At 63.3% G+C, this 21,798-nt stretch carries 21 protein-coding genes; 9 read left to right on the top strand and 12 right to left on the bottom strand.

From position 1 onward, the window contains the following. The 4 genes from IR187_RS03775 (at position 1) to IR187_RS03760 (ending at position 3,966) form a co-directional block, all read left to right on the top strand. A complete protein-coding gene (locus IR187_RS03775; RefSeq protein ID WP_194953376.1) occupies positions 1-438 on the top strand; it encodes a hypothetical protein in 438 nt (145 codons plus the stop codon). After that, positions 435-2,369 carry an acetyl/propionyl/methylcrotonyl-CoA carboxylase subunit alpha gene (locus tag IR187_RS03770; protein WP_194953375.1) on the top strand — a complete coding sequence of 645 codons (1,935 nt, stop codon included), beginning with the start codon at positions 435-437 and terminating at the stop codon, positions 2,367-2,369. The genes IR187_RS03775 and IR187_RS03770 overlap by 4 nt, the downstream gene beginning before the upstream one ends. 209 nt (positions 2,370-2,578) lie before the next feature. After that, positions 2,579-3,028: a MaoC family dehydratase gene (locus IR187_RS03765; RefSeq protein ID WP_194953374.1), complete on the top strand. Its 450-nt coding sequence runs from the start codon at positions 2,579-2,581 to the stop codon at positions 3,026-3,028. 86 nt (positions 3,029-3,114) lie between these two features. Further along, a complete protein-coding gene (locus IR187_RS03760; protein ID WP_194953373.1) occupies positions 3,115-3,966 on the top strand; it encodes an HpcH/HpaI aldolase/citrate lyase family protein in 852 nt (283 codons plus the stop codon). A gap of 89 nt (positions 3,967-4,055) precedes the next feature. Here the strand turns inward: IR187_RS03760 and IR187_RS03755 are convergent, their stop codons facing one another. From IR187_RS03755 to hisI, 5 genes are all read right to left on the bottom strand, one after another. After that, positions 4,056-5,567 carry a phospholipase D-like domain-containing protein gene (locus IR187_RS03755; protein ID WP_194953372.1) on the bottom strand — a complete coding sequence of 504 codons (1,512 nt, stop codon included), beginning with the start codon at positions 5,565-5,567 and terminating at the stop codon, positions 4,056-4,058. A 45-nt stretch (positions 5,568-5,612) separates the two neighbouring features. Beyond that, entirely contained in the window at positions 5,613-7,415 is a 1,803-nt protein-coding gene (locus IR187_RS03750) for an acyl-CoA dehydrogenase C-terminal domain-containing protein (protein WP_194953371.1), read from the bottom strand. 53 nt (positions 7,416-7,468) lie between these two features. Further along, entirely contained in the window at positions 7,469-7,900 is a 432-nt protein-coding gene (locus IR187_RS03745) for a MerR family transcriptional regulator (RefSeq protein ID WP_194953370.1), read from the bottom strand. Between the two features lie 66 nt (positions 7,901-7,966). Beyond that, a complete protein-coding gene (locus IR187_RS03740; RefSeq protein ID WP_228765519.1) occupies positions 7,967-8,506 on the bottom strand; it encodes a hypothetical protein in 540 nt (179 codons plus the stop codon). Further along, positions 8,493-8,873, bottom strand: a complete 381-nt coding sequence (gene hisI / locus IR187_RS03735; protein ID WP_194953369.1) for a phosphoribosyl-AMP cyclohydrolase — start codon at positions 8,871-8,873, stop codon at positions 8,493-8,495. The genes IR187_RS03740 and hisI overlap by 14 nt, the downstream gene beginning before the upstream one ends. Positions 8,874-9,013: 140 nt before the next feature. Here hisI and purF point away from each other — a divergent pair, with 140 nt between their 5' ends. Genes purF through IR187_RS03720 form a run of 3 tightly spaced genes read left to right on the top strand, consistent with a single transcriptional unit; the run spans position 9,014 to position 11,656 of the window. After that, complete coding sequence (purF, locus tag IR187_RS03730; protein WP_194953368.1) at positions 9,014-10,471, top strand: amidophosphoribosyltransferase; 1,458 nt, start codon at positions 9,014-9,016, stop codon at positions 10,469-10,471. A 4-nt stretch (positions 10,472-10,475) separates the two neighbouring features. Further along, the gene (locus IR187_RS03725) at positions 10,476-11,210 is read left to right on the top strand and encodes an SDR family NAD(P)-dependent oxidoreductase (protein WP_194953367.1); all 735 of its coding nucleotides are present in this window, start codon (positions 10,476-10,478) and stop codon (positions 11,208-11,210) included. A 59-nt stretch (positions 11,211-11,269) separates the two neighbouring features. Then, positions 11,270-11,656 carry a hypothetical protein gene (locus IR187_RS03720; RefSeq protein ID WP_194953366.1) on the top strand — a complete coding sequence of 129 codons (387 nt, stop codon included), beginning with the start codon at positions 11,270-11,272 and terminating at the stop codon, positions 11,654-11,656. Between the two features lie 31 nt (positions 11,657-11,687). Here the strand turns inward: IR187_RS03720 and IR187_RS03715 are convergent, their stop codons facing one another. From IR187_RS03715 to IR187_RS03690, 6 genes are all read right to left on the bottom strand, one after another. Continuing rightward, positions 11,688-12,860, bottom strand: a complete 1,173-nt coding sequence (locus tag IR187_RS03715) for a serine hydrolase domain-containing protein (RefSeq protein WP_194953365.1) — start codon at positions 12,858-12,860, stop codon at positions 11,688-11,690. Positions 12,861-12,880: 20 nt separating this feature from the next. Beyond that, positions 12,881-14,161 (bottom strand): SAM-dependent methyltransferase, encoded by a 1,281-nt coding sequence (locus tag IR187_RS03710; RefSeq protein WP_194953364.1) that lies wholly within the window; start codon positions 14,159-14,161, stop codon positions 12,881-12,883. Between the two features lie 35 nt (positions 14,162-14,196). Further along, entirely contained in the window at positions 14,197-15,585 is a 1,389-nt protein-coding gene (locus IR187_RS03705) for a cryptochrome/photolyase family protein (RefSeq protein ID WP_194953363.1), read from the bottom strand. After that, entirely contained in the window at positions 15,582-16,541 is a 960-nt protein-coding gene (locus IR187_RS03700; protein WP_194953362.1) for a metal-dependent hydrolase, read from the bottom strand. Before IR187_RS03700 ends, IR187_RS03705 begins: the two co-directional genes overlap by 4 nt. Positions 16,542-16,619: 78 nt before the next feature. Then, complete coding sequence (locus tag IR187_RS03695) at positions 16,620-17,657, bottom strand: 2-oxoacid:ferredoxin oxidoreductase subunit beta (protein ID WP_194953361.1); 1,038 nt, start codon at positions 17,655-17,657, stop codon at positions 16,620-16,622. Next, positions 17,654-19,516 (bottom strand): 2-oxoacid:acceptor oxidoreductase subunit alpha, encoded by a 1,863-nt coding sequence (locus IR187_RS03690; protein ID WP_194953360.1) that lies wholly within the window; start codon positions 19,514-19,516, stop codon positions 17,654-17,656. The genes IR187_RS03695 and IR187_RS03690 overlap by 4 nt, the downstream gene beginning before the upstream one ends. A gap of 196 nt (positions 19,517-19,712) precedes the next feature. Between IR187_RS03690 and IR187_RS03685 the strand changes: the two genes are divergently transcribed. Both IR187_RS03685 and IR187_RS03680 read left to right on the top strand, forming a co-directional pair. Continuing rightward, positions 19,713-20,660 carry an alpha/beta hydrolase gene (locus IR187_RS03685; protein WP_194953359.1) on the top strand — a complete coding sequence of 316 codons (948 nt, stop codon included), beginning with the start codon at positions 19,713-19,715 and terminating at the stop codon, positions 20,658-20,660. Then, complete coding sequence (locus tag IR187_RS03680) at positions 20,657-21,133, top strand: RNA pyrophosphohydrolase (RefSeq protein WP_194953358.1); 477 nt, start codon at positions 20,657-20,659, stop codon at positions 21,131-21,133. Before IR187_RS03685 ends, IR187_RS03680 begins: the two co-directional genes overlap by 4 nt. On the opposite strand, the gene IR187_RS03675 is transcribed toward IR187_RS03680, so the two are convergent. Further along, positions 21,094-21,783: a uracil-DNA glycosylase gene (locus tag IR187_RS03675; RefSeq protein ID WP_194953357.1), complete on the bottom strand. Its 690-nt coding sequence runs from the start codon at positions 21,781-21,783 to the stop codon at positions 21,094-21,096. The two genes, IR187_RS03680 and IR187_RS03675, sit on opposite strands and share 40 nt — an antisense overlap. Positions 21,784-21,798 lie beyond the last annotated feature (15 nt).

The raw sequence follows: 21,798 nt of genomic DNA, 5'->3' as shown, positions 1-21,798 counted from the left end.
ATGAAGCAAAAAATCATGTTGGCGCTCGGTCATTTCGCAACGGTGAGTGACATGGACACCTTGGGCTATCTCGGAAGCGAGGAACTGGCAGCTGCGCAGCGCGCACGACTTGATTCGGCCGGGCAGCAGCAAAGATTGGCCGCGGAATATCTGCACAAATGCCGTGACAGCCAGTTGGCTAAGCAAAAACTTCGGCGGGATATCGCCGAAATAGAGGCGGATACTGTCGACGGAAAATTCTCGGATGAAGAGGCTAATTTATTCGAAAGATTCGCGACGGAGCTTGATCTTGAAATCGATCGATTAAGCCAGAAGTCCGAATCGTATCGTGCCGCCCTGAGACTGTTCCACAAAGTGCCCACCCAGATTTGGGTTCTGAGTTTCATTGCAACCGTCGTGGTTGTTGCCGCCTTGATAGCGAAGATGTTCAAAGCATGATCCAATCTCTCCTCATCGCCAATCGCGGCGAGATCGCCTGCCGTATCATCCGCACCGCGCGCGAGATGGGCATTCGGACCGTTGCGGTCTATTCGGACGCCGATGCCAAGGCACTGCATGTGCGCGAGGCCGACGAGGCGGTGCATATCGGGCCGTCGCCGGCGCGCGAATCCTATCTCGTCGGCGAAAAGGTCATTGCCGCGGCCAAAGCCACAGGTGCCGAGGCGATCCATCCGGGTTATGGTTTCTTGTCCGAAAATGCCGAGTTCGCGCAAGCCGTCATCGACGCCGGGCTGATTTGGGTCGGCCCCAATCCCGCGTCGATCACTGCGATGGGGCTGAAGGATGCCGCCAAGAAGTTGATGGCCGAGGCCGGCGTGCCGGTGACCCCCGGCTATATGGGCGAGAACCAAGACCCCGCCTTCCTCGCCGAACGCGCCGCCGAAATCGGCTATCCGGTTCTGATCAAGGCTGTCGCGGGAGGCGGCGGCAAGGGGATGCGCAAGGTCGATGCCGCCCCCGACTTCATCGACGCGCTCGCCTCGTGCCAACGCGAGGCGGCGGCGTCGTTCGGCAACGACCATGTGCTGATCGAGAAATATATCCTGACCCCGCGCCATATCGAAGTGCAGGTGTTCGGCGACACCCACGGCAATGTCGTCCACCTGTTCGAACGCGACTGCTCGCTGCAACGCCGCCACCAGAAGGTGATCGAGGAAGCCCCCGCCCCCGGCATGGACGAGATCACCCGCGAGGCGCTGTGCGCCGCCGCAGTGCGCGCCGCAAAGGCGGTCGACTATGTCGGCGCGGGTACGATCGAGTTCATCGCCGACGCATCGGAAGGCCTGCGCGCCGATCGCATCTGGTTCATGGAAATGAACACGCGGCTGCAGGTCGAGCATCCGGTGACCGAAGAAATCACCGGGGTCGACCTGGTCGAATGGCAGTTGCGGGTGGCGAGCGGCGAGCCACTGCCGCTGCGGCAGGAGGAACTGTCGATCAACGGCTGGGCGATGGAAGCGCGGCTTTATGCCGAGGATCCGGCCAGTGGTTTTCTGCCAAGCGTAGGAAAACTTTCGACGCTAAATATAGCCAAGCATGACCTGAGGACGGAAAGTGGCGTTAAAGAAGGTGATACGATCAGCCCCTTTTACGACCCAATGATCGCCAAAAGCATCGCGCATGCTGACGATCGCGAAACGGCCATCGCCAAATTGGTCGACGGCATATCGGGATTTGAGACTTGGCCGGTGAAGACCAACGCCGGCTTCTTGGCAAGATGCCTCAACAATGAAAGCTTCAAAGCGGGGAACGTCTCGACGGGTTTGATCTCCGAGCACTTGGAAAGCCTATCGAAACCAAGCGCCGCTCTCGCGGAATCCCTTCTCGACGACGCGGCCACTGGTTTGATCGCTTCCGAGCTGAGCCAGATTGTTTCGGTATACGGAACGCTTCGCGACGAACTAGATACCCGCTTTGGCGGAAACCCCTTTAAATATGCCCTTAACTTCCGCCTGAACGCTCCACGTCGGGGCGAGGTGTCGATGATTGTAGATGGTCAGTCGATCCGGCGTTCCTTGCCATCCGATTATCTCGATCGATACATATCAGTTGAACCAGCAGACGGCGGGTTGGTGGTCTTCGATGAAGGTGAGGCTTTGTTTGTTGCAACGCGGGTGAACGCTGGTGCAGGCGGCGCAGCATCGTCTGGATCAATCTTCTCGCCGATGCCCGGCAAGGTCATTGCGGTCGAAGTCGCCGCGGGCGACGCGGTGACCAAAGGTCAGAAACTACTAACCCTTGAAGCGATGAAGATGGAGCACAGCCTGACCGCGCCGTTCGATGGCGTGGTGGCCGAGCTTAATGCGGCTGCGGGCGCGCAGGTGCAGGTCGAGGCGCTGCTGGTGCGGATTGAAGCGGCGGCGGAATAATATCCCTTCTCCCTTGAGGGGAGAAGGATATGGAGCCTTGCTGCTTTAGCAGCTAGGCGGAGTTGGATGAGGGTGAGCGAGCCATCGGCTCGCGCGGCTGCGGAGCAGCCGATTTACCCCTCACCCAGCTGCGACTAGCGAACAAGTTCGCAAGTCTGTGCATCCCTCTCCCGCAAGGGGAGAGGGATAAGCAAGTTGAAGGATCATTGATGGCCGGCAAATATTTCGACGAATGGACCATCGGCGACACGCTGACCCACGACATCCGCCGCACGGTGACCGAGACCGACAATCTGCTGTTCACGGTGATGACGCACAATCCGCAGCCGCTGCACCTCGATATCGAGGCGGCGAAGGCGTCCGAATTCGGCCAAATCCTCGTCAACGGCACCTTCACCTTCAGCCTGATGGTCGGGCTGTCGGTCGGCGACACCACGCTCGGGACGCTCGTCGCCAACCTCGGCTATGACAAGCTGGTGATGCCCAAGCCGGTGTTCATCGGCGACACGCTTCGCGCGGAGAGCGAAGTCATCGGGCTGAAGGAATCGAAATCGCGGCCGAACGCCGGGATCGTCACCTTCCTCCACCGCTGCCTCAACCAGCGCGATGAACTTGTCTGCCAGTGCGAGCGTTCTGCGCTGGTCCAGCGGAAACCGTAGATACCCGTTCGGTTCGAGCGAAGTCGAGAACCGTTGGCCCCTTGCGTGTCTCGACTTCGCTCGACACGAACGGCATAGGTAATGACATGCGATTACGCTCGCTCCTCTTCGTCCCCGGCGACCGGCCCGAACGCTTTGCCAAGGCGGCGTCGTCGGGTGCCGATGCGATCATCCTCGACCTGGAGGATTCCGTGTCGCCCGCGAACAAGGACGCGGCGCGCCACGCCATCGCCGACTATCTGTTGGGGGAGCGCGAAGTCGTGACGCTGGTGCGCGTCAACCCGCTCGACGGGCATATGACCGCCGCCGACGTGGCGGCGATCGCCGCGGCGCGGCCCGACGCGATCATGCTGCCCAAGGCCGAAGGCGCGCCGAGCATTCAGCAACTCGACACGATCATGCGCAGCGAGGCGGCGGATGACGCGTCGCTGCCCGCCATCCTGCCCATTGCCACCGAAACGCCCGCGGCGATCTTCACGCTCGGCAGTTACCGCGAAGTGAAAGACCGCCTGCTCGGCCTGACGTGGGGTGCCGAAGACCTGCCCGCCGCGATCGGTGCCGCGACCAGCCGCGAAACCGACGGCAGCTACACCGCGCCCTATGACGTCGCCCGCGCGCTGACGCTGTTCGCCGCGCACGCCGCGGGCGTTGCCGCGATCGACACGGTGTTCCCGGCGATCAAGGACGAGGCAGGCCTCGCCGCTTACGCCGCGCGCGCGCGCCGCGACGGTTTTACCGGAATGATGGCGATCCATCCGTCACAGGTCGCCGCGATCAACGCCGCCTTTACCCCCAGCGCCGACGAGGTCGCCCGCGCGCAGGCAATCGTCGATGCCTTTGCCGCCAATCCGGGCGTCGGAGTGCTGCAAGTCGACGGCAAGATGGTCGATGCCCCGCATCTGAAACAGGCCAGGCATATTCTGTCCTTGGCGGACTGAACCCCCTCATCATTGCGAGCGCAGCGAAGCAATCCAGAGCGGTTTCGCCACTCTGGATTGCTTCGCTGCGCTCGCAATGACGGCCTACGTCAGCGAACCTTACGCCGGAAAGGCCGATGGCGCTTCATCCAGTCGCGCCCGCGGTGCCAGCTCTTTTTCAGCCCGCGTTCGGCGATGTTCTCGAACATCGCATCGGGGCTTGTCGGGTCGAGCACTTCATTGTCGGCGATAAATTCGTCCAGCGGGCCGGGTGCGACCAGGTCGAGCAGTTCGAGCGACCGCCCCTCCCCGCGCAGCGCCTCGATCGTCTCGATCAGCGATCCGCTGCGCTTGAACGTCGCCGCGACATCCTCGTCCGCCACCCCCAGATGCTCGGCCATCAACGACTCGCGCAGCCGTGCAATCACCGGCTCGACGCCCCTGTTCGCCGCCAACGCTGCATCGATCGTAACGTCGCATTCGCTGTCGAGCCCCATCGACCGGTTGTTGAGGTTCGACGATCCGATCCGGATCAGCCGGTCGTCGACGATCGCGGTCTTGGCGTGGACATAAATCGGCTCGCCGCCTTTGGTGTGCGGAACATAGATCTTCAGCCGGTCGCCATGCCGCGACTTGGCAATCGAACGGACCAGTTGCACCCGCGCCGCGTCCATCGCCATCTGTTCCAGCCAGCCGTCGGCGGTCTTGGGCATCACCATCACAAATTCGGGCGGATCGTCCTCGTCCAGCCGCGCCGCAATCGCCGCGGCTATCGCGCCGCTGGTGAAATACTGATTCTCGAAATAGATGAAGCGCTGCGCCCCGGCGATCATATCCAGATAAAGCTGTTCATTCTCGCGCACTTCTGCACGACCATCATATTCGGCGCTGGTGCGCGAAATCGCGATATCGACGTCCGTGAAATCGGGTTCAAGATCGTCGGGCCAATTCTCGCCCGTACCACTCAGGTCGCGCAACGGTTTCTTCGTCGCGCGCTGCCAACGCTCGTTGCCGAGATCGGCGAGCGCCGCGCCGATCGGCCCCGACAGGATCATCGTCGAATCGTGCCAGGGCATATAAGCTTTGCCGTCGGGGCCGGTGCGCCGCGGGTCGCCGTCGACATGGTCGCGCGTATCCCAGCGCGCCGAACTGACGTCAATGCCGCCGCACACCGCCAGATGATCGTCGAACACCGCCACTTTCTGGTGGTGGCTGCACCCGACCGGATGCGCGCTGTCGAGTCGGAAACTGATCGACCGCGTCATTTTCCAGCGCAGCACCATCGCGACGATCGAAGGCACGAACCAGTGTTTCAGCCCACCGAAATTCCAGCGCAATATGTCGATGTCCCGCCGCGGCTTGGCCTTCGCCAAGCGCAGCAGGTAGTGGCCCAGCGACGTGCCGCGGCCCTTGGCGTCGGGGATCAACGGGATGCGCGGATCGAAGTCCCACCCGATCAGCAGGATGCGTTCCTTCGCGTCCGCCATCAACCGTTCGAGCAGCGCGTAATAATCGGCGGCATCGACGATCATGCGGGCGTTGTTCGCGCGTTCGATGCGCCAGCAGTTGCGCCCGGTGGCGACGATCGGGACCATATCCCCCTGGCTTACCCGCGCGGTCATCGCCCACGCCACGCACGGCGCGGGCGATGGTTCCCCGCGATGTCGTCAGGCAGCGTGGAACTGCTCCGGCGTCAGCGCCATCATCGCCTCGCTGCCCGCCTCGATCTTGCGGCGCAGGGCACCGGCATCGGGCAGAAAACGCTCGGCAAAGTGCCGCGCGGTGACCAGCTTGGCTTCCATAAACGCCTTGTCGCCGCGGCCTTCGGCCAGCGCCTTCTGGGCCGCTTCGGCCATCATCAGCCACATCGATCCGAGAGCGACGATGCCCATGATGTGCATATAATGATGCGCACCGGCGCCGATATTATTGGGATTCGCCATGCCGTTCTGCATGAACCACATCGTCGCGGCCTTCAGTTCGCCGTTCGCCTTTTCCAGCCGGCCCGCGAAATCGGCGAGGTCCGCGTTGTCCTTGGCGCGCGCGCATTCGCCGTCGATGACCGCAAAGAACGCCTGGATGGCACGCCCGCCATTCTGCGCCAGCTTGCGCCCGACCAGGTCCATCGCCTGGACGCCGTTGGCGCCTTCGTAAATCATCGTGATGCGAGCATCGCGGACATATTGGCTCATGCCCCATTCCTCGATGTAGCCATGGCCACCGAACACCTGCTGCGCATTGGTCGCGACGTCATAGCCCTTGTCGGTGCCATAGCCCTTGATCACCGGGGTCAGCAGGCTGACGAGGTCGTCGGCGCGCTGGCGCTCCTCCTCGGTCTCGGCCACATGCGCCAGATCGACCTGCAACGCACCCCACAGGCACAGCGCGCGCAGTCCCTCGACGGTTGCCTTGGCATCCATCAGCATCCGGCGCACGTCGGGGTGAACGAACAGCGGGTCGGCCTTTTCCTGCGGGTCTTGCGGCCCGGTCAGCGCCCGCCCCTGACGGCGGTCCTGCGCATAGGCGACCGCATTCTGGAACGCGATGTCGGCTTGCCCCAGCCCCTGGATACCGACGCCAAGGCGCGCCGCATTCATCATCACGAACATCGCGGCGAGGCCCTTGTTCTCCTCGCCGACCATCCAGCCTTTGGCGCCGTCATAGTTCATGACGCAGGTCGAATTGGCGTGGATGCCCATCTTGTGCTCGATCGACCCGCATTGCAGCGTGTTGCGGTCGCCCAGCGATCCGTCCTCGTTCACAAGATACTTGGGCACGATGAACAGCGAAATGCCCTTGACGCTGTCGGGCGCGTCGGGGGTTTTGGCGAGGACAAGATGGACGATGTTGTCGGTCAGGTCATGCTCGCCCGACGAAATGAAGATCTTGGTCCCGGTGATCGCATAGCTGCCGTCGCCATTGGGCACGGCGCGGGTGCGGATCAGCCCCAGGTCGGTGCCGCAATGCGGTTCGGTCAGGTTCATCGTCCCGCCCCACTCGCCCGAAATCATCTTGGGGCAATAGGTCGCCTTTTGCTTGTCCGATCCCTTGACCAGGATCGCCGCGACCGCGGCCTGCGTCAGCCCCGGATACATGGCAAAGGCCTGGTTCGCCGCCATGCGATATTCCTCGACTGGAAAACCGACGACGTGCGGCAGCGCCTGTCCGCCAAATTCCTCGGGCTGGGTCAGTAGCGTCCAGCCCGCCTCGCAATAGGCCTTGTACGCCTCCTTGAAGCCCTTGGGCGTTGTCACCGATCCGTCGTCGTGGCGTTTGCAGCCCTCCAGATCGCCCGACTGGTTGATCGGGAACAGCACCTCTTCACAGAATTTGCCGGCTTCGGTAAGAACCGCCTCGATCATGTCGGGAGTGGCGTTGGCGAAACCCGGCAGGTTCGCATAACGCTCGACCCCCAGTACATCGTTGAGAAGAAACAGGCTGTCCTGCACAGGTGCGCGATAGACGGGCATGGGAAATCCTTCTGAAAATCGGGTTGGCAATGGTAACTTGCCCGGGGCGAGGCTCAACCGGCCTTTTGGCTGGCGTCGACTTTCTTCACCATAGCGATGAATCGCGACAATTCTTCGACAGCGCTGTCGATATCCTCGCGCTGGCGTTGCAGCAAGGCGATGCGCTGCTCGCATTTCTCGATCGTGACCTGGCGTTGCAGCTTGCGGCCGTCGCCGACGTCGTACAGGTCGATCATCTCGCGGATGTCGGCCAGACTGAATCCCGTCCGTTTTGCGCGTAATATCCACGCCAGCCGGGCGCGGTCACGCTTTGAATAGATCCGCGATAACCCCTTGCGCGACGGACTGATCAGCCCTTCGTCCTCGTAAAAACGCAACGCGCGGGCGGTGACGCCGAACTCGGTCGACAGGTCGGTAATGCTGAACTGTTCGCGCCCGAGATGATCGGGGGTGTCGATATGCGAGTGGCCGTAAGGTTCGGTCATGCCGCCGAAACTAGTTTCCGTTGACGTGAACGTCAATAGCGCCAAATCGCACTGCTGTGCTGCGGCTCAACCTGCACAGGGCCGATTCATAATGCCGCGTTCGTCGCCAATCTGCAAGCCTCTTGCATCCGCCGCCGACCAGCTGGCCCGCGGCAAGCGCAGGCCCGAAAGCGAAGCGCGCGAGGGACACAGGCTGGCGCATTCCGGCGGCAGTTGCCCCGGCAGGCGCAATTCTTCCTCCTCCTCTCGCACGGATGCTTCACAGCCTTCGTGACCGGCAAAGCGCATGCGCCAGCCGTCGCGGTCCCGAACGATCGTTCCCTTTGCCGCGCAGGACAGGCTTGTTCCAAAGGATGCCGTCATCGCAAACCGCCACTGCCCGGCACCGTCAGGAACAACGCACATCGCGTCGCGGCCCAGATCGTGCGCACGCTCGAACACGCCCACCGGCGATGTCGCGTCGCCGCGGACGACCCCGCGTTCGCGCGCGGCCATCTCCAGCGGATTGTCGGCGTCGATCTGCGCATCGGCTGTGCCGGTCCCGTGTCGGTCACAACCCGACACGAGCAACAGTGCCGCCGCAATCAATCGCTTAGCTATGGGCATCATCATCCAGGAAAACCAGCGAGCCGTCGGCTTCGACGCGCCGGTAAAAGCAGCTGCGCCGCCCCGTGTGGCACGCCGGCCCCGCTGGCCGGACCCGCAGCAACAGGGCGTCCTGATCGCAATCGACCCGCATTTCGACCAGCGTCAGTTCGTTCCCCGACGTTTCGCCCTTGCGCCACAGCGCCGATCGCGACCGCGACCAGAAATGCGCCTTGCCGGTCGCCTGCGTCCGCTCGATCGCGTCGGCATTCATATGTGCGACCATCAACAGCACGCCTGTACTGGCGTCGGTGACAATTGCCGTCACCAGACCCGCCCCGTCGAAACGGGGCAAAAAACGGTCGGCAGTGTCGCGTTGGTCGGCCATGGCCAGTGTCTTAGAGCAGGTAATGAGCCGCTGTCACCCCATCGCCAAGGTCCGCGATGACATTATCGTGAATAGGGGGCGACAACTGCGATTGCCCTCCCTATATGCGCGCCAGTCACTGCCCTCGCTGCTGGACCGTCATGCTCACGACACATCCTTTCGACGACGACAAACTCCGCGAGGAGTGCGGCGTCTTTGGCATTCACGGCGCCGACAGCGCCGCTGCGGTCGTGGCGCTGGGCCTTCACGCCCTCCAGCATCGTGGACAGGAAGCCGCCGGCATCACCGCTTTTGACGGCAAGGAATTTCACACCCACCGCGCGATGGGCCATGTCGCCGGCAATTTCGATCGCGACGAGATCATGCGCCAATTGCAGGGCGGTTCGTCGGTCGGCCATGTTCGCTATTCGACGACCGGCGAAACCGCGCTGCGCAACGTCCAGCCGTTGTTCGCCGATCTATCCACCGGCGGCTTCGCCGTGGCGCATAATGGCAATATTTCCAATGCAGCGGCGCTCAAAAAAGTGCTCGTTCGCCGCGGTTCGATCTTCCAATCGACCAGCGACACCGAAGTCATCATCCATCTGGTCGCGACGTCGAGCTATCGGTCGCTGCTCGACCGGTTCATCGACGCGCTGAAACAGGTCGAAGGCGCCTATTCGCTGATCTGCCTGACTGCGGAGGGCATGATCGGCTGCCGCGACCCGCTCGGTATCCGTCCGCTGGTGATCGGCAAACTCGGCGACGCACATATCCTGGCATCGGAAACCGTCGCGCTCGACGTCGTCGGCGCGGAATTTGTCCGCTCGGTCGATCCGGGCGAACTTGTCATTGTCCGCGACGGCAAGCTGACGTCACACCGTCCCTTTGCTGACCATAGTCCCCGGCCCTGCATCTTCGAATATGTCTATTTCTCGCGCCCCGATTCGATCGTCGACGGCACCAGCGTCTATTCGGTGCGCAAGGCGATCGGCGCCGAACTGGCGCGCGAAAACCCGGTCGACGCCGATCTGGTCATTCCAGTGCCCGACTCGGGAACCCCTGCGGCGATCGGCTATGCGCAGGAATCGGGTATTCCGTTCGAGCTGGGCATCATCCGCTCGCACTATGTCGGACGCACCTTCATCCAGCCGGGTGACAAGGTCCGTCATCTGGGCGTCAAGCTGAAGCACAACGCCAACCGCGCGCTGATCGCGGGCCAACGGATCGTGCTCATTGACGATTCGATCGTCCGCGGTACGACCAGCCTGAAGATCGTCCAGATGATGCGCGACGCAGGTGCGGCCGAGGTTCACATGCGCATCGCCAGCCCGCCGACCTCGCACAGCTGCTTTTACGGCGTCGATACGCCCGAGCGCGCCAAGCTGCTCGCGGCACAGATGACGGTCGGCCAGATGGCGAATTTCATCAATGCCGACAGCCTCGCCTTCCTGACAATCGACGGATTGTACCGCGCGCTGGGTGAAAGCGACCGCAATCACAACGCGCCACAATATTGCGATGCCTGCTTCACCGGCGACTATCCGACCGCGCTCACCGATTTCGACGAGCATGGGCTGGATGACCAATTTTCACTGCTTGCCGAACGGGTTGTCTGACTCAATGATTACAAGGTCTGAAGAACTGGCGGGACAGGTCGCGCTCGTCACCGGCGCTAGCCGTGGCATCGGCGAGGCCATCGCCGAATCGCTCGCAGCACGCGGCGCGCATGTTGTGATCACCGCGCGCACCGCGGGCGGGCTTGAGGCGCTCGAGGACCGCATCCACGCGGCAGGCGGCAGTGCGACGATCGCCCCGCTCGACCTGACCGACGGCGACAGCATCGCGCGGCTGGCGAGCGCGATGGCCGAGCGCTGGCAGCAACTCGACATGCTGGTGCTCAACGCCGCCATGCTCGGCACCTTGACCCCCGTCGCGGCGATCGACGGCAAGGAATTCAACAAGCTGCTGACGCTCAACCTCATCGCGCAGCAGGCACTCATCGCCAATTTCGACCCGCTGCTGCGCCGCGCCGCGAACGGCCGCTTGCTGGCGCTGTCGAGCAGCGTGGCGCGCGAACCGCGCGCCTATTGGGGCGCCTATGCGGCGTCGAAGGCGGCGCTGGAGGTGCTGGTAACCAGCTATGGCGCCGAAATGCGCAACATTTCGACCGTGCGGACCGCGATCCTCGATCCCGGCGGAACGCGCACCCAGATGCGCGCGCGCGCTTATCCCGGCGAAGATGCGGGCAGCATCAAGGAACCCGCCGCGGTAGGCGAATTCGTCGCGAAGCTGATGGTCGACGGTTTCGACAGCACCGCGATCCACGCGCTGCCCAAGGTCATGGAAAAGGCTTAACGCCATCTTTGTTTTCCGGCACTAGAGCAACCCGACCACGGATTTGCAAGGGTTCAGCTATGACCGGAAACATTGTGCGGACAGTAATTGCAGCGGCGATCGGCATCGCGGTGGCGTTCGGGCTGGTCTGGCTGGCACAATATGTCGGCAGCGAAATTTCCCCCGCCGAATATGATACGGCGACCGGCGAGATATTGATCCCGATCGGATCCACCGTCGCGCTGATCATCGGCTGGTTCCTTGCCACCTTCGCCGGCAGCTGGCTTGCCATGCGCGTCTCCGGCGGAACGGGCGCGGGATGGGTCGTCGCAGGCGCCGTGATCGGCGCTGCGCTCTATACCGCCGTCGACTTTGCCGACACATGGTGGATCATGGCGCTGGGCGTCGCCGTTCCGCTTGCAGCCGCGTGGCTCGCGCAGCGGGCCGCAGCGACCGTTACCGCATAATCCGTCGCCACCGCCGGGGCGACACTTTTCCCTATTTCGCTTCGCGATCCACTGCCGCCTGTACGCTCTTGTAGAACGCCTCGCGCGCCGCGCCGACGCCTTCGGGATCGGTTGCGGTGGGCCAGTTGCCGTTCGACGCGATCACCAGCTTGCGCTTCGGGTCGATGAAGATGCCTTGGCCGAAGATGCCTTGCGCGGCAAAGCTGCCATCGTCATTGGTCCACCATTGATAGCCGTATCCACGGCCTGGCAGGCCGATATCGGCCTGCTTTGTCGTCGCGGCGCCGAACCAGCCATCCGGGACGATCCTGACCCCGTCCACAACGCCGTCGTTAAGCACAAACTGGCCGAGGCGCGCGTAATCCTTAAGGCTTGCAGAGATGCAGCATCCGCTGATTTCGTGCCCGGTCGCCCCCAGCATCCAGACCGCATCCTGCTCCATCCCGAACGGTTTCCAGATTTTTTCCGACAGATACGCCGACAAGCTTTTACCCGTCGCGCTCGACACCAGCACGCCGATCAAATTTGTTTCGCCGGTGCTGTACAGCCATTTCGACCCTGCCGGAACATCGCGCGGCAAGGTCTTCATATAGCTGACGGTTACATCCTCGCCCGCCACGGGTTTTTGCAGGTTGAACAGTGCGACGTCGGATTTCGGATCGGTATAATCCTCGTTCCATTTGACGCCGGATGTCATGGTCAGCAACTGGCGCACCGACACGTCGTCATAGGCCGAGCCCCTCAGCCCCGGAATATAGACGGTCACCTTGTCGTCCAGGCTCTTGATATAGCCGTCCTTCACCGCCGCCCCGACCAGCGTCGAGGTGAAACTCTTGGCGACCGAAAAGCTGGTCCAGCGGCCAGCGGCACCATAGCCCAACGCATATTTCTCGAGCCGGATCTTGCCGTCCTGGACAATGATCAGCCCGGCGTGGCGCTGTCTGGCCATATAGGCATCGACGTCGGCACCCAGTTCGATCGGTTGCCCCTGTGGCAACGGATAGACGGCATCGCTTGCTTCGATGGTGTTGACGACCACTTTCGGGACCGTCTCCATCGTCCGGAAAGCAAGGTCGCGTTGATCTTGGGTCCAGAACAGCACATTCATGTCCTTTGGCAGCGTGTCGGTGGTTTGGGTGGGCGCCGGTGCCGTGCAGGCGGTCGCCGCCGCGCACAAAAGCACCGCTGCCAGATATCGTCGCATAGCTTTCCTCTCCCCTGTTTTCAGGCTGATTTTTCCAGCGTCACTTGCGCGACGTCGATGCCGCCGCCGCGAAACCCACCCTCGCAATATTGCAGGTAATAACGCCACAAGCGCACAAACCGATCGTCGAAGCCTGCCGGCAACTGGCCATTGACGACGGCCACGTCGAAGCGCTCGCGCCATTGGCGCAAGGTTTCGGCATAATCGCCGCCAAAGTGCCGGACATCGCGCCAGACAAGCCCGCGTTCCTCCGCCAGCGCGCGGAGCCGGCTTTCCGAAATCAGGCAGCCACCCGGAAAGATATAGGCCTGGATAAAATCGCTGCTCGCCGCATAGCGCTCGAACAGCGCATCATCGATCAGGATATACTGAATCGCCGCCTTGCCGCCGGGCCGCAGAAGCCGCGCGATCGCGTCGAGATAGGCGGGCCAATAGGCCTGGCCCACGGCTTCGACCATCTCGACGCTGGCAATGGCGTCATACGGACCCCGCGCATCGCGATAATCGCAAAGCTCGATGCGTGAGCGACCCGACAGATCGACCGCGGCAAGCCGCGCGTCGGCGATCTCGGCTTGTGACGGCGACAGCGTGATGCCGGTGTAGATGACATCGTGACGCTCGACTGCGCGCTCCGCCAGCGCGCCCCAGCCGCAACCGATTTCGAGCAACCGGCTACCCGATCGCAGATCGAGCCGGTCGAGGATCGCATCGATCTTGACCGTCTGTGCTTCCTCGAGCGATTGCGCCGGGTCGGCGAACAGAGCGCTTGAATAATTCATCGCCTGATCGAGCCACAAGCGATAGAAATCATTGCCCAAATCATAATGGGCATGGATGTTCCGCTTCGCGCCGCGGCGATCGTTGCGACGGAGCATATGGACCAGCTTGTTCACCCAGCGCAGCGGCCCGCGCGCGCGCGCGACGTCGCCCAGCGCCCGCGCGTTGCGCATGAACAGGTCGAACAGCGGCACCGGGTCGGGCGAACTCCATTCGCCCGCCGCCCACGCGCGGTACCAACCGACGGAGCCCGACATTGCCAGTCGCGCCAGTGCTGCCCAGCTGTGCAGATGCACGACGGCTGTCGGCCCGCTGCCGCGCCCGCCGATCAGGCGGACGCTGCCGTCGGGCGTGTGCGCTTCGATCGTGCCGGACATCAGCCCCGTGTCGATGCGATCGAGCAACCGGTGATAAAGGCCCGCCGGCGCCAGCGCCATCAGCCGTGCCAGCGTAGCGCCGCTGCGATAGGCACGGTCGGCGCTGAGCAGTTGCTGGCCGCGGCGCGGGCTGACATGCGTGTTCATCATCACGTCCTGCCCCAAAGTCGGGCGGCTGACAATCAGTTGCCTCGCGCCTTCATGACGTCATACGCCGCCAAAGCGCGTTCCCGCCCCTCGCGATGCCCGATGATCTTTTCCGGATAGGTCCGGGGACGGCATCCGAAGCTGTCGGGATCGTGGATAGCCGGTTCGGTCAAAGTCGCCAGTTCGGGCACCCATTGCCGGATATAGTCCGCCGCATCGAATTTTTCCGACTGCGTCAGCGGCGCCATGATGCGCGGGAACATATTGCTATCGACCCCGCTGCCCGCCACCCATTGCCAGTTGACCGCATTCGACGCGTAGTCGGCGTCGACGAGCGTGTCCCAGAACCATTGCTCGCCGCGGCGCCAGTCGATCAGCAGATGCTTGATCAGGAAACTGGCGGCGATCATCCGCACCCGGTTGTGCATCCACCCCGTCGCCCATAACTGGCGCATCCCGGCATCGACGATCGGATAGCCGGTGCGGCCCTGTTGCCAGGCGCGCACATCCGCGTCCGCAGCGGCGCCGCTGCGCCACGGCAAGTCGGTGTCGAAGGCGTCCCGCGCGCTGCGGGCGCCATAATCCGGGAATTGCAGAATGATATTCTGCGCATAATCCCGCCAGCCGAGCTCGCCGAGGAATATGTCCACCGAACCGCCGGCGTCGGCGGTCCGGTGCCAGACGGTTGCCGGCGACACCTCGCCGAAATGCAGATGCGGCGACAGCCGCGAACTGCCCTCGCGTGACGGCAGGTTGCGTTGGCGGTCGTAATCGGCCGCCTCGTCGACAAAGGCTGCAATCCGCTTGCGCGCGCCCGCCTCCCCCGGTTCCCATTCGGCCCCAAAACCGGTGGCCCAGTCCGGCTTGGTCGGCATCAGGTTCCAGTCGGCCAGCGCGTCCGATGCGGGCCACCGCGTCAGCGCCCCAATATCGCGCGGACGGTTGCGCGGTGCGGCGGGCGGCATCTGCTCTTTCAACGCGCGCCAGAAAGGGGTGTAGATCTTGTACGGCGTCCCGCCGCCGGTCGTTAGCGACCCCGGTGGCAGCAGGAAATTGCCGTCATGGCAGACCAGATCGAGCCGCTTTGCGACCGCCCTTTCGGCATTGCGCCACCACGGCTCGTAATGCCGCAGGCAATGGACCCGCGTGGCGCCCGTTTCTTGCGCGATTTGGGTGAGTTGGTCGTCGCACTTGCCGCGCCGCAGGATCAGCCGCGACCCTTTTTCGCGCAGGCTGGCATCCAGGCTGGTCAGGCTATGGTGCAGCCACCACCGCGATGCGCCGCCCATGCGGCGATGTTTGGGCGTCTCGTCGTCCAGAATGAAAACCGGGATCACCGGCCCTTCGGCTGCCGCCGCGACGACGGCCGCCTGATCCGACAGACGTAAGTCGCGCCGGAACCACAGGATGACGGGCGCGGTCATTCGTAGTGCGTCGCAGTGTCAGGCGCGGTGAGACGAACCTGAAAGCGGTCCTGCGCCAGCGGGTGCATGAACCGCTGGTCGCGGAGCAGGATGGCATCGCCGTCGCGCTGCGCCACCGGCATCCGCGCCCAGAACAGAAAGGCGCGCGCATTGGGATCACCCATCAGCCAGAGCGGCAGCCGCGCGTCGTCCATGCCGGTCGGCCGTCCGCTGAGGTCGATGGTGCCGCCAACGCCGGGCGTGAAGCTGCCCGCGCCATATCGATCGGCGGTGCGCCAGAAAATGTCGCGCCGCCAGAAAGTCAGTGGCGGCGGACTGGCAACCACCAGCGGTTCGCGATGCCCGCCGGCCACGAGCGCGTCCTTGCCCATGCGCTCGGCCGCTCCCGTGATCAGACCGTTGGCGAAAATATAACCGCAAACAGCGAAAAATCCGACCCAGGCAGGGCGTGTCCAATGCGCAGCACCGGCCCGCTCGCGGCGCAGCGACAGCCACAGGGACAAGCCCAGCGCGACCCATACCCACAGGTCAATGATGAAGATGCTGTCGCCATAGAACCAGCGCGACGAAAAAGGTTCGCGCAGCCGGATCCCGTAATTGTTCAGCCAGTCGAGCGCCGGATGGCTGAGGCAGCCGATATAGGCGAGCGACAGCAGCCAAGCCTTGTCAATCGGCAACCGCGCGGCGGGCCGCGTGCCGCGCCGCGTCTGCCAGCCGTCGAACGCCAGCATCGCCCCCCACAGCAGGACGGGCAGCACCAGCATCGCAATCGGGCCATGGGTGATACCGCGCCGAAAGCCCAGATGCTGGTCGCCGTCGAGCCAGAACAGACACGCGGCGTCGATGTCGGGCAGGTTTGCCGCCAGGATCAGGGTGGGGATCGCCAGCCCGGTCTTTTTCTTCAATCCCAACTGGCCGACCAGCGCGCCGACCATGCTATGCGTCAGATTATCCATCGCCGCTTGGTGGCGCGGATCGCGCGGCATTGCAATCGGCGATGCGGACCGGTGCATGGTCCGCCGGAAATTGCGCCGCTAAAGGTCCGGACCGCCCTCGGCTACCGTCCAGGTTTGTCCCTTTTTCAGCAGGCTCTGCAGATCGGCGGTCTTGCCCTCGGCGGCTGCGGCATTTTGACGCCAGACATCGGCTTCGAAGGTCGGACGGGGGTCGTCATAAAGGACGCCGAGCGCCATCGGGAACTCCCCGAAACGCATTTCGACCAGCATATGCGCGACGCCGCGGTTGGTGACGTCATGGACGATCACCCCCGCGGCCTGCCAGTCGCCATCGACGACATCGACGGTCTTGAGGTGCAGCGCCTCGGCGTCGAGCGCGATGCCCTTGGTGCCTTTGGCATAGAGCATCGGTTCGCCATTCTCGAGCCAGAGCTGGCGATCCTCGGCGCCCTTGGGGGCCGCAAAATCCACGAACACGTCTTTGTTATAGACGATACAGTTCTGGAAAATCTCGATAAAGGCGGCGCCCTTGTGCGAATGGGCGGCTTTCAGCACCTCGGGCAGCTTCTTCGACACGTCGAAGCCGCGCGCCACGAAGCGCGATCCGGCGCCCAGCGCAAACGCCGCGGGCTGCGCCGGGCGATCAACCGAGCCATAAGGGGTCGACGGGCTGGTCGTGCCGACCCGGCTCGTCGGCGAATATTGCCCCTTGGTCAGCCCGTAAATCTCGTTGTTGAACAGCATGATCTGGCAATCGAGGTTGCGGCGGATCAGGTGCATCGTGTGGTTCCCGCCGATCGACAGTCCGTCGCCGTCGCCGGTAACAATCCACACATCAAGGTTCGGATTGGCCAGTTTCAACCCCGTCGCGAACGCCGGCGCACGGCCGTGGATCGTATGGAAGCCATAGGTCTCCATATAATAGGGGAAACGCGACGAGCAGCCGATGCCGCTGATGAACACGGTGTTTTCGGGCGCGGTGCCGATCTCGGGCATCGTGCGCTGCACCGCCTTCAGGATCGCATAGTCCCCGCACCCGGGGCACCAGCGCACTTCCTGATCGGTTTCCCAGTCTTTGAGCGTCGTGGCGCGGGTGATCGGAGTAACCTGGTTCACTTCAATGCCTCCTCGATGGCGGCTTCGATTTCGGCGATGGTGAAGGGCTGGCCCGACACCTTGTTCACCGGCCGCGCATCGACCAGATACTGGTCGCGCAGCACGGTCTTGAGCTGCCCCGTATTCATTTCGGGCACGATCACCTTGTCATAGCTCTTCAAAAGCTCACCCAGATTTGCAGGCATTGGCCAGATGTGACGGATATGGACATGGCTGACGTCCGCGCCTTCGGCGCGCTTGCGGCGTACCGCCTGATGGATCGGGCCGAAAGTCGAGCCCCAGCCGACGACCGCCAGCTTGCCGCCCTCGGCGCCCAGCTCTACGACCTGATCGGGGACCTTGATGCCGTCAATCTTGTCCTTGCGGATATCGGTCATCGCCTGATGGTTGGCGGGCGCATAGTTGATGTGGCCGGTGTCGACTTCCTTCTCGATCCCGCCGATGCGGTGGAGCAGCCCCGGCGTGCCGGGTTTGACCCACGGACGCGCGAGCTTTTCGTCGCGGCCATAGGGCTTGAAGCCGCCCTCCGGCACCTCGGTCAGGAACTCGACCGGAAAAGCTTCATAGGCGGTGAGGTCGGGCACTTTCCACGGTTCGGCGGCGTTGGCGATATAACCGTCGGTCAGCAGCATCACCGGCGTCATATATTGCACCGCGATCCGCACTGCCTCGATCGCGCATTCGAACGCGTCCCCGGGCGAGCGCGCGGCGATCACCGGCATTGGCGCGTCGCCGTTGCGGCCATAGACCGCCTGATACAGATCCGACTGTTCGGTCTTGGTCGGAAGGCCCGTCGAGGGACCGCCGCGCTGCGAATTGACAATGACCAGCGGCAGCTCGGTCATGATCGCAAGGCCCATCGCCTCGCCCTTCAAGGCGATACCCGGCCCGGACGAGCTGGTCACGCCGAGCGAGCCGCCATAGCTGGCGCCGATCGCCGAACAGATCGCCGCGATTTCATCCTCGGCCTGGAAGGTCGTGACGTCATATTCCTTGAGCCGCGACAGGTGATGCAGGATCGCCGATGCCGGGGTGATCGGATAGCCGCCGAAAAACATCGGCAGCTTGGCCAGTTGCGCCCCGGCGACAAGACCGAGCGCGACGCCCTCGGCGCCCGTCAGCGTGCGATAAAGGCCCGGTGCCGCGGGCGCGGGATCGACATGATGCTGTTTCAACGGCCCCGCCAGCTCGGCGGTCTCGCCATAGGCGTGCCCCGCGTTGAGCGCCGCCACGTTCGCCGCCGCCAAGTCGGGAGCCTTCGCGAATTTCGCGTTGAGCCAGTCGATCAGCGGCGCACGGTCGCGGTCAAACATCCAGAGCGCCAGCCCCAGCGTCCACATATTCTTGCAGCGTAGCGCCTCCTTATTGCCAAGGCCAAAGGGCTTCACCGCATCCATCGTCAGCTGGCTGATATTCAGCTTCAGCAGCTGCCATTTCGCGAGGCTGCCATCCTCAAGCGGGTTCGCGTCATACTTCGCTTTGGCGAGGTTGCGGTCGTTGAACTCGCCCTCGTCGGCGATGATCAACCCGCCCTGCTTCAGCGACGGGACATTGGTCTTGAGCGCCGCCGGGTTCATCGCGACCAGCACATCGGGTGCGTCGCCCGCGGTATCGATCGCCGACGATCCAAAATTGATCTGGAAAGCCGACACGCCGAACAGCGTCCCTTGCGGGGCGCGGATCTCTGCCGGAAAATCGGGGAAGGTCGCAAAATCATTGCCCGCAAGCGCCGAGGACAGGGTAAACTGACCACCGGTCAATTGCATTCCGTCGCCGCTATCGCCTGCAAATCTGACTACTACCGCATCCGAGAGGGGGGACTGCCGCTTGTCGGCTTCGTCCACTACCGCTGTCGCCATCTTATCTTCTGCCTTGAATCTTGCGAACCTGTGACGCTGGCCTAGGCCTGTGGGCGCCACGCCGCAATTGAGAAAAAATTGTGCGCCGCAAACTTCAACCGTCGAATGGGTTGCGAATTGCGATTGAATTATCCGCGACGATGCCGAATAGCTGCGCGAACAACAGGCCGCAGAAGCGGAAAAAGGGGATCACAGGATGACCGACGGCACCACCCATTTCACCCGCCCTGACGTGGCAATGTTCCTCGCGTTCCTGAACGCGCAGGAAGGCCCCAAGATGGAAGAACTGCCGCCCGAGGGCGCGCGCGAGATGTTCCGCGTCATGGCCCAGATGGCCGATGCTCCGCGCGGCGAGATTGCGCATGTCGAGGACCGGAGCATTCCCGGCCCTGCCGGCGAGATTCCCGTCCGTATCTATGACAATCGACCCGATCGCGACCCCGGCCCGGTCATGGTCTTCTACCACGGCGGCGGCTGGGTCATCGGCGACCTCGATACCCACGACGGCTATTGTGCCGAAGCCGCGCGCTTGCTCGACATACCGGTGATTGCGGTCGATTATCGCCTCGCGCCCGAGCACCCCTTCCCCGCCGCACCCGACGATTGCGAAGCGGCAACACGCTGGGTCGCGGACCATGTCCCCTGCACCGGGCTGGTTCTGTCGGGTGAAAGCGCCGGCGGCAACCTGACCATTGCGACGGCGCTTACGCTTCGCGACAAGCCCGCATCAAAGCCGGTGATTGCAATCCACCCCATCTATCCCGCCGTGACCACGCACGACGACTGGCAAAGCTACCGCGATTTCGGCGAAGGCCATTTGCTTACCAAAGGCAGCATGACCTGGTTCGGCAACCATTATGCCGCGGATCCCGCCGACTATCGCGCCTCGCCGCTCGATTTTCCTGCCGAGGGGCTGCCGCCAACGCTGCTGGTGACGGCGGGGCTGGACCCGTTGCGCGACCAGGGCCGTGCCTATGCCGCCAAGCTGATCGAGGCGGGTGTCCCCACAACTTACCGCGAGGCGGCGGGCAGCATCCACGGCTATATCAACCTGGCGCAAGGCATCCCGAGCGCCAAAGACGATATCCGAGGTGCGCTGACCGTCTTGAAAGCGATCGTGAGCGAAGCTACCGGCGCGGCATGATCGATCATGACAAACTGCCCTATCGCCCCTGCGCCGGGGTGATGCTTGCGAACCGCGACGGCCGCGTCTTTGTCGGCCAGCGGCTCGATACGTCGGCCGAGGCGTGGCAGATGCCGCAGGGCGGTATCGACGACGGCGAAGATGCCGAGGAAGCCGCGATCCGCGAACTGGGCGAAGAAACCGGCGTCCACGGCGGGCTGGTCGAAATCATCGCGCGCAGCCGCGAGGAATATTTCTATGACCTGCCCGACCATCTGATCGGCAAGATGTGGGGCGGCAAATATCGCGGTCAGCGCCAGCACTGGTTCCTGATGCGTTTCATGGGCACCGACAGCGACATCAACATTCATACCAAGCATCAGGAATTTCGTGCGTGGCGCTGGGCCGAGCTGAACGAGATCGAGAAACTGATCGTGCCGTTCAAGCGTGTGCTTTATCGCGGGCTGGTCGAGGAATTCGGGCCGCTCGTCTGATCGCGGAGCACAAACGCGGTCCGGAATACGTCGGCGAACATGGACGGGGTCAATCGGCCGGTGTTCGTGTTGTATCGCGAGCAATGATAGCTATCGACCAGAAAGTGGCCGGCGGGAAGCCGATGGACCGCGCCATGAGCGAACGGATACGCGGCAAGGCGCAGGCCGACCGCTCGCAGAACCGCATCATGGGCAATGCGGCCCAACGCGATGATGACGCGCATATTCGTGAGCGCGGCAAGTTGGGATTCGAAATAGGGACGACAGTTGGCGATTTCGGCTGGCAGCGGCTTGTTCTGCGGCGGCAGGCATTTGACGCTGTTGACGATGACGGTGCCCTTCAGCATCAGCCCGTCGTCGATCCGCCCATCATATCTGCCCTTGCTCAGCCCGAACTTGGCCAGCGTCGCGAACAGCAGGTCGCCCGCATAGTCACCGGTGAACGGGCGTCCAGTCCGGTTGGCGCCATGTTTGCCGGGGGCTAGTCCCGCCAACACCAGCCAGGCATCAGGGTCGCCAAACGCATGGACCGGCGCGTTCCACCAATCGGGATGCTCGGCCTGACATTCGCGCCGCAGGGCGACCAATCGCGGGCAGCGCGGGCAATCGCGCGGCGGCTCGGTACCGGGCAACGGGCTGGGAATCTCCACATATCTGCGATAGGC

The sequence above is a fragment of the Sphingopyxis solisilvae genome (genome assembly GCF_015475875.1).
Lineage (GTDB): Bacteria > Pseudomonadota > Alphaproteobacteria > Sphingomonadales > Sphingomonadaceae > Sphingopyxis > Sphingopyxis solisilvae.
This window is presented reverse-complemented; position numbering and strand designations above follow the sequence as displayed.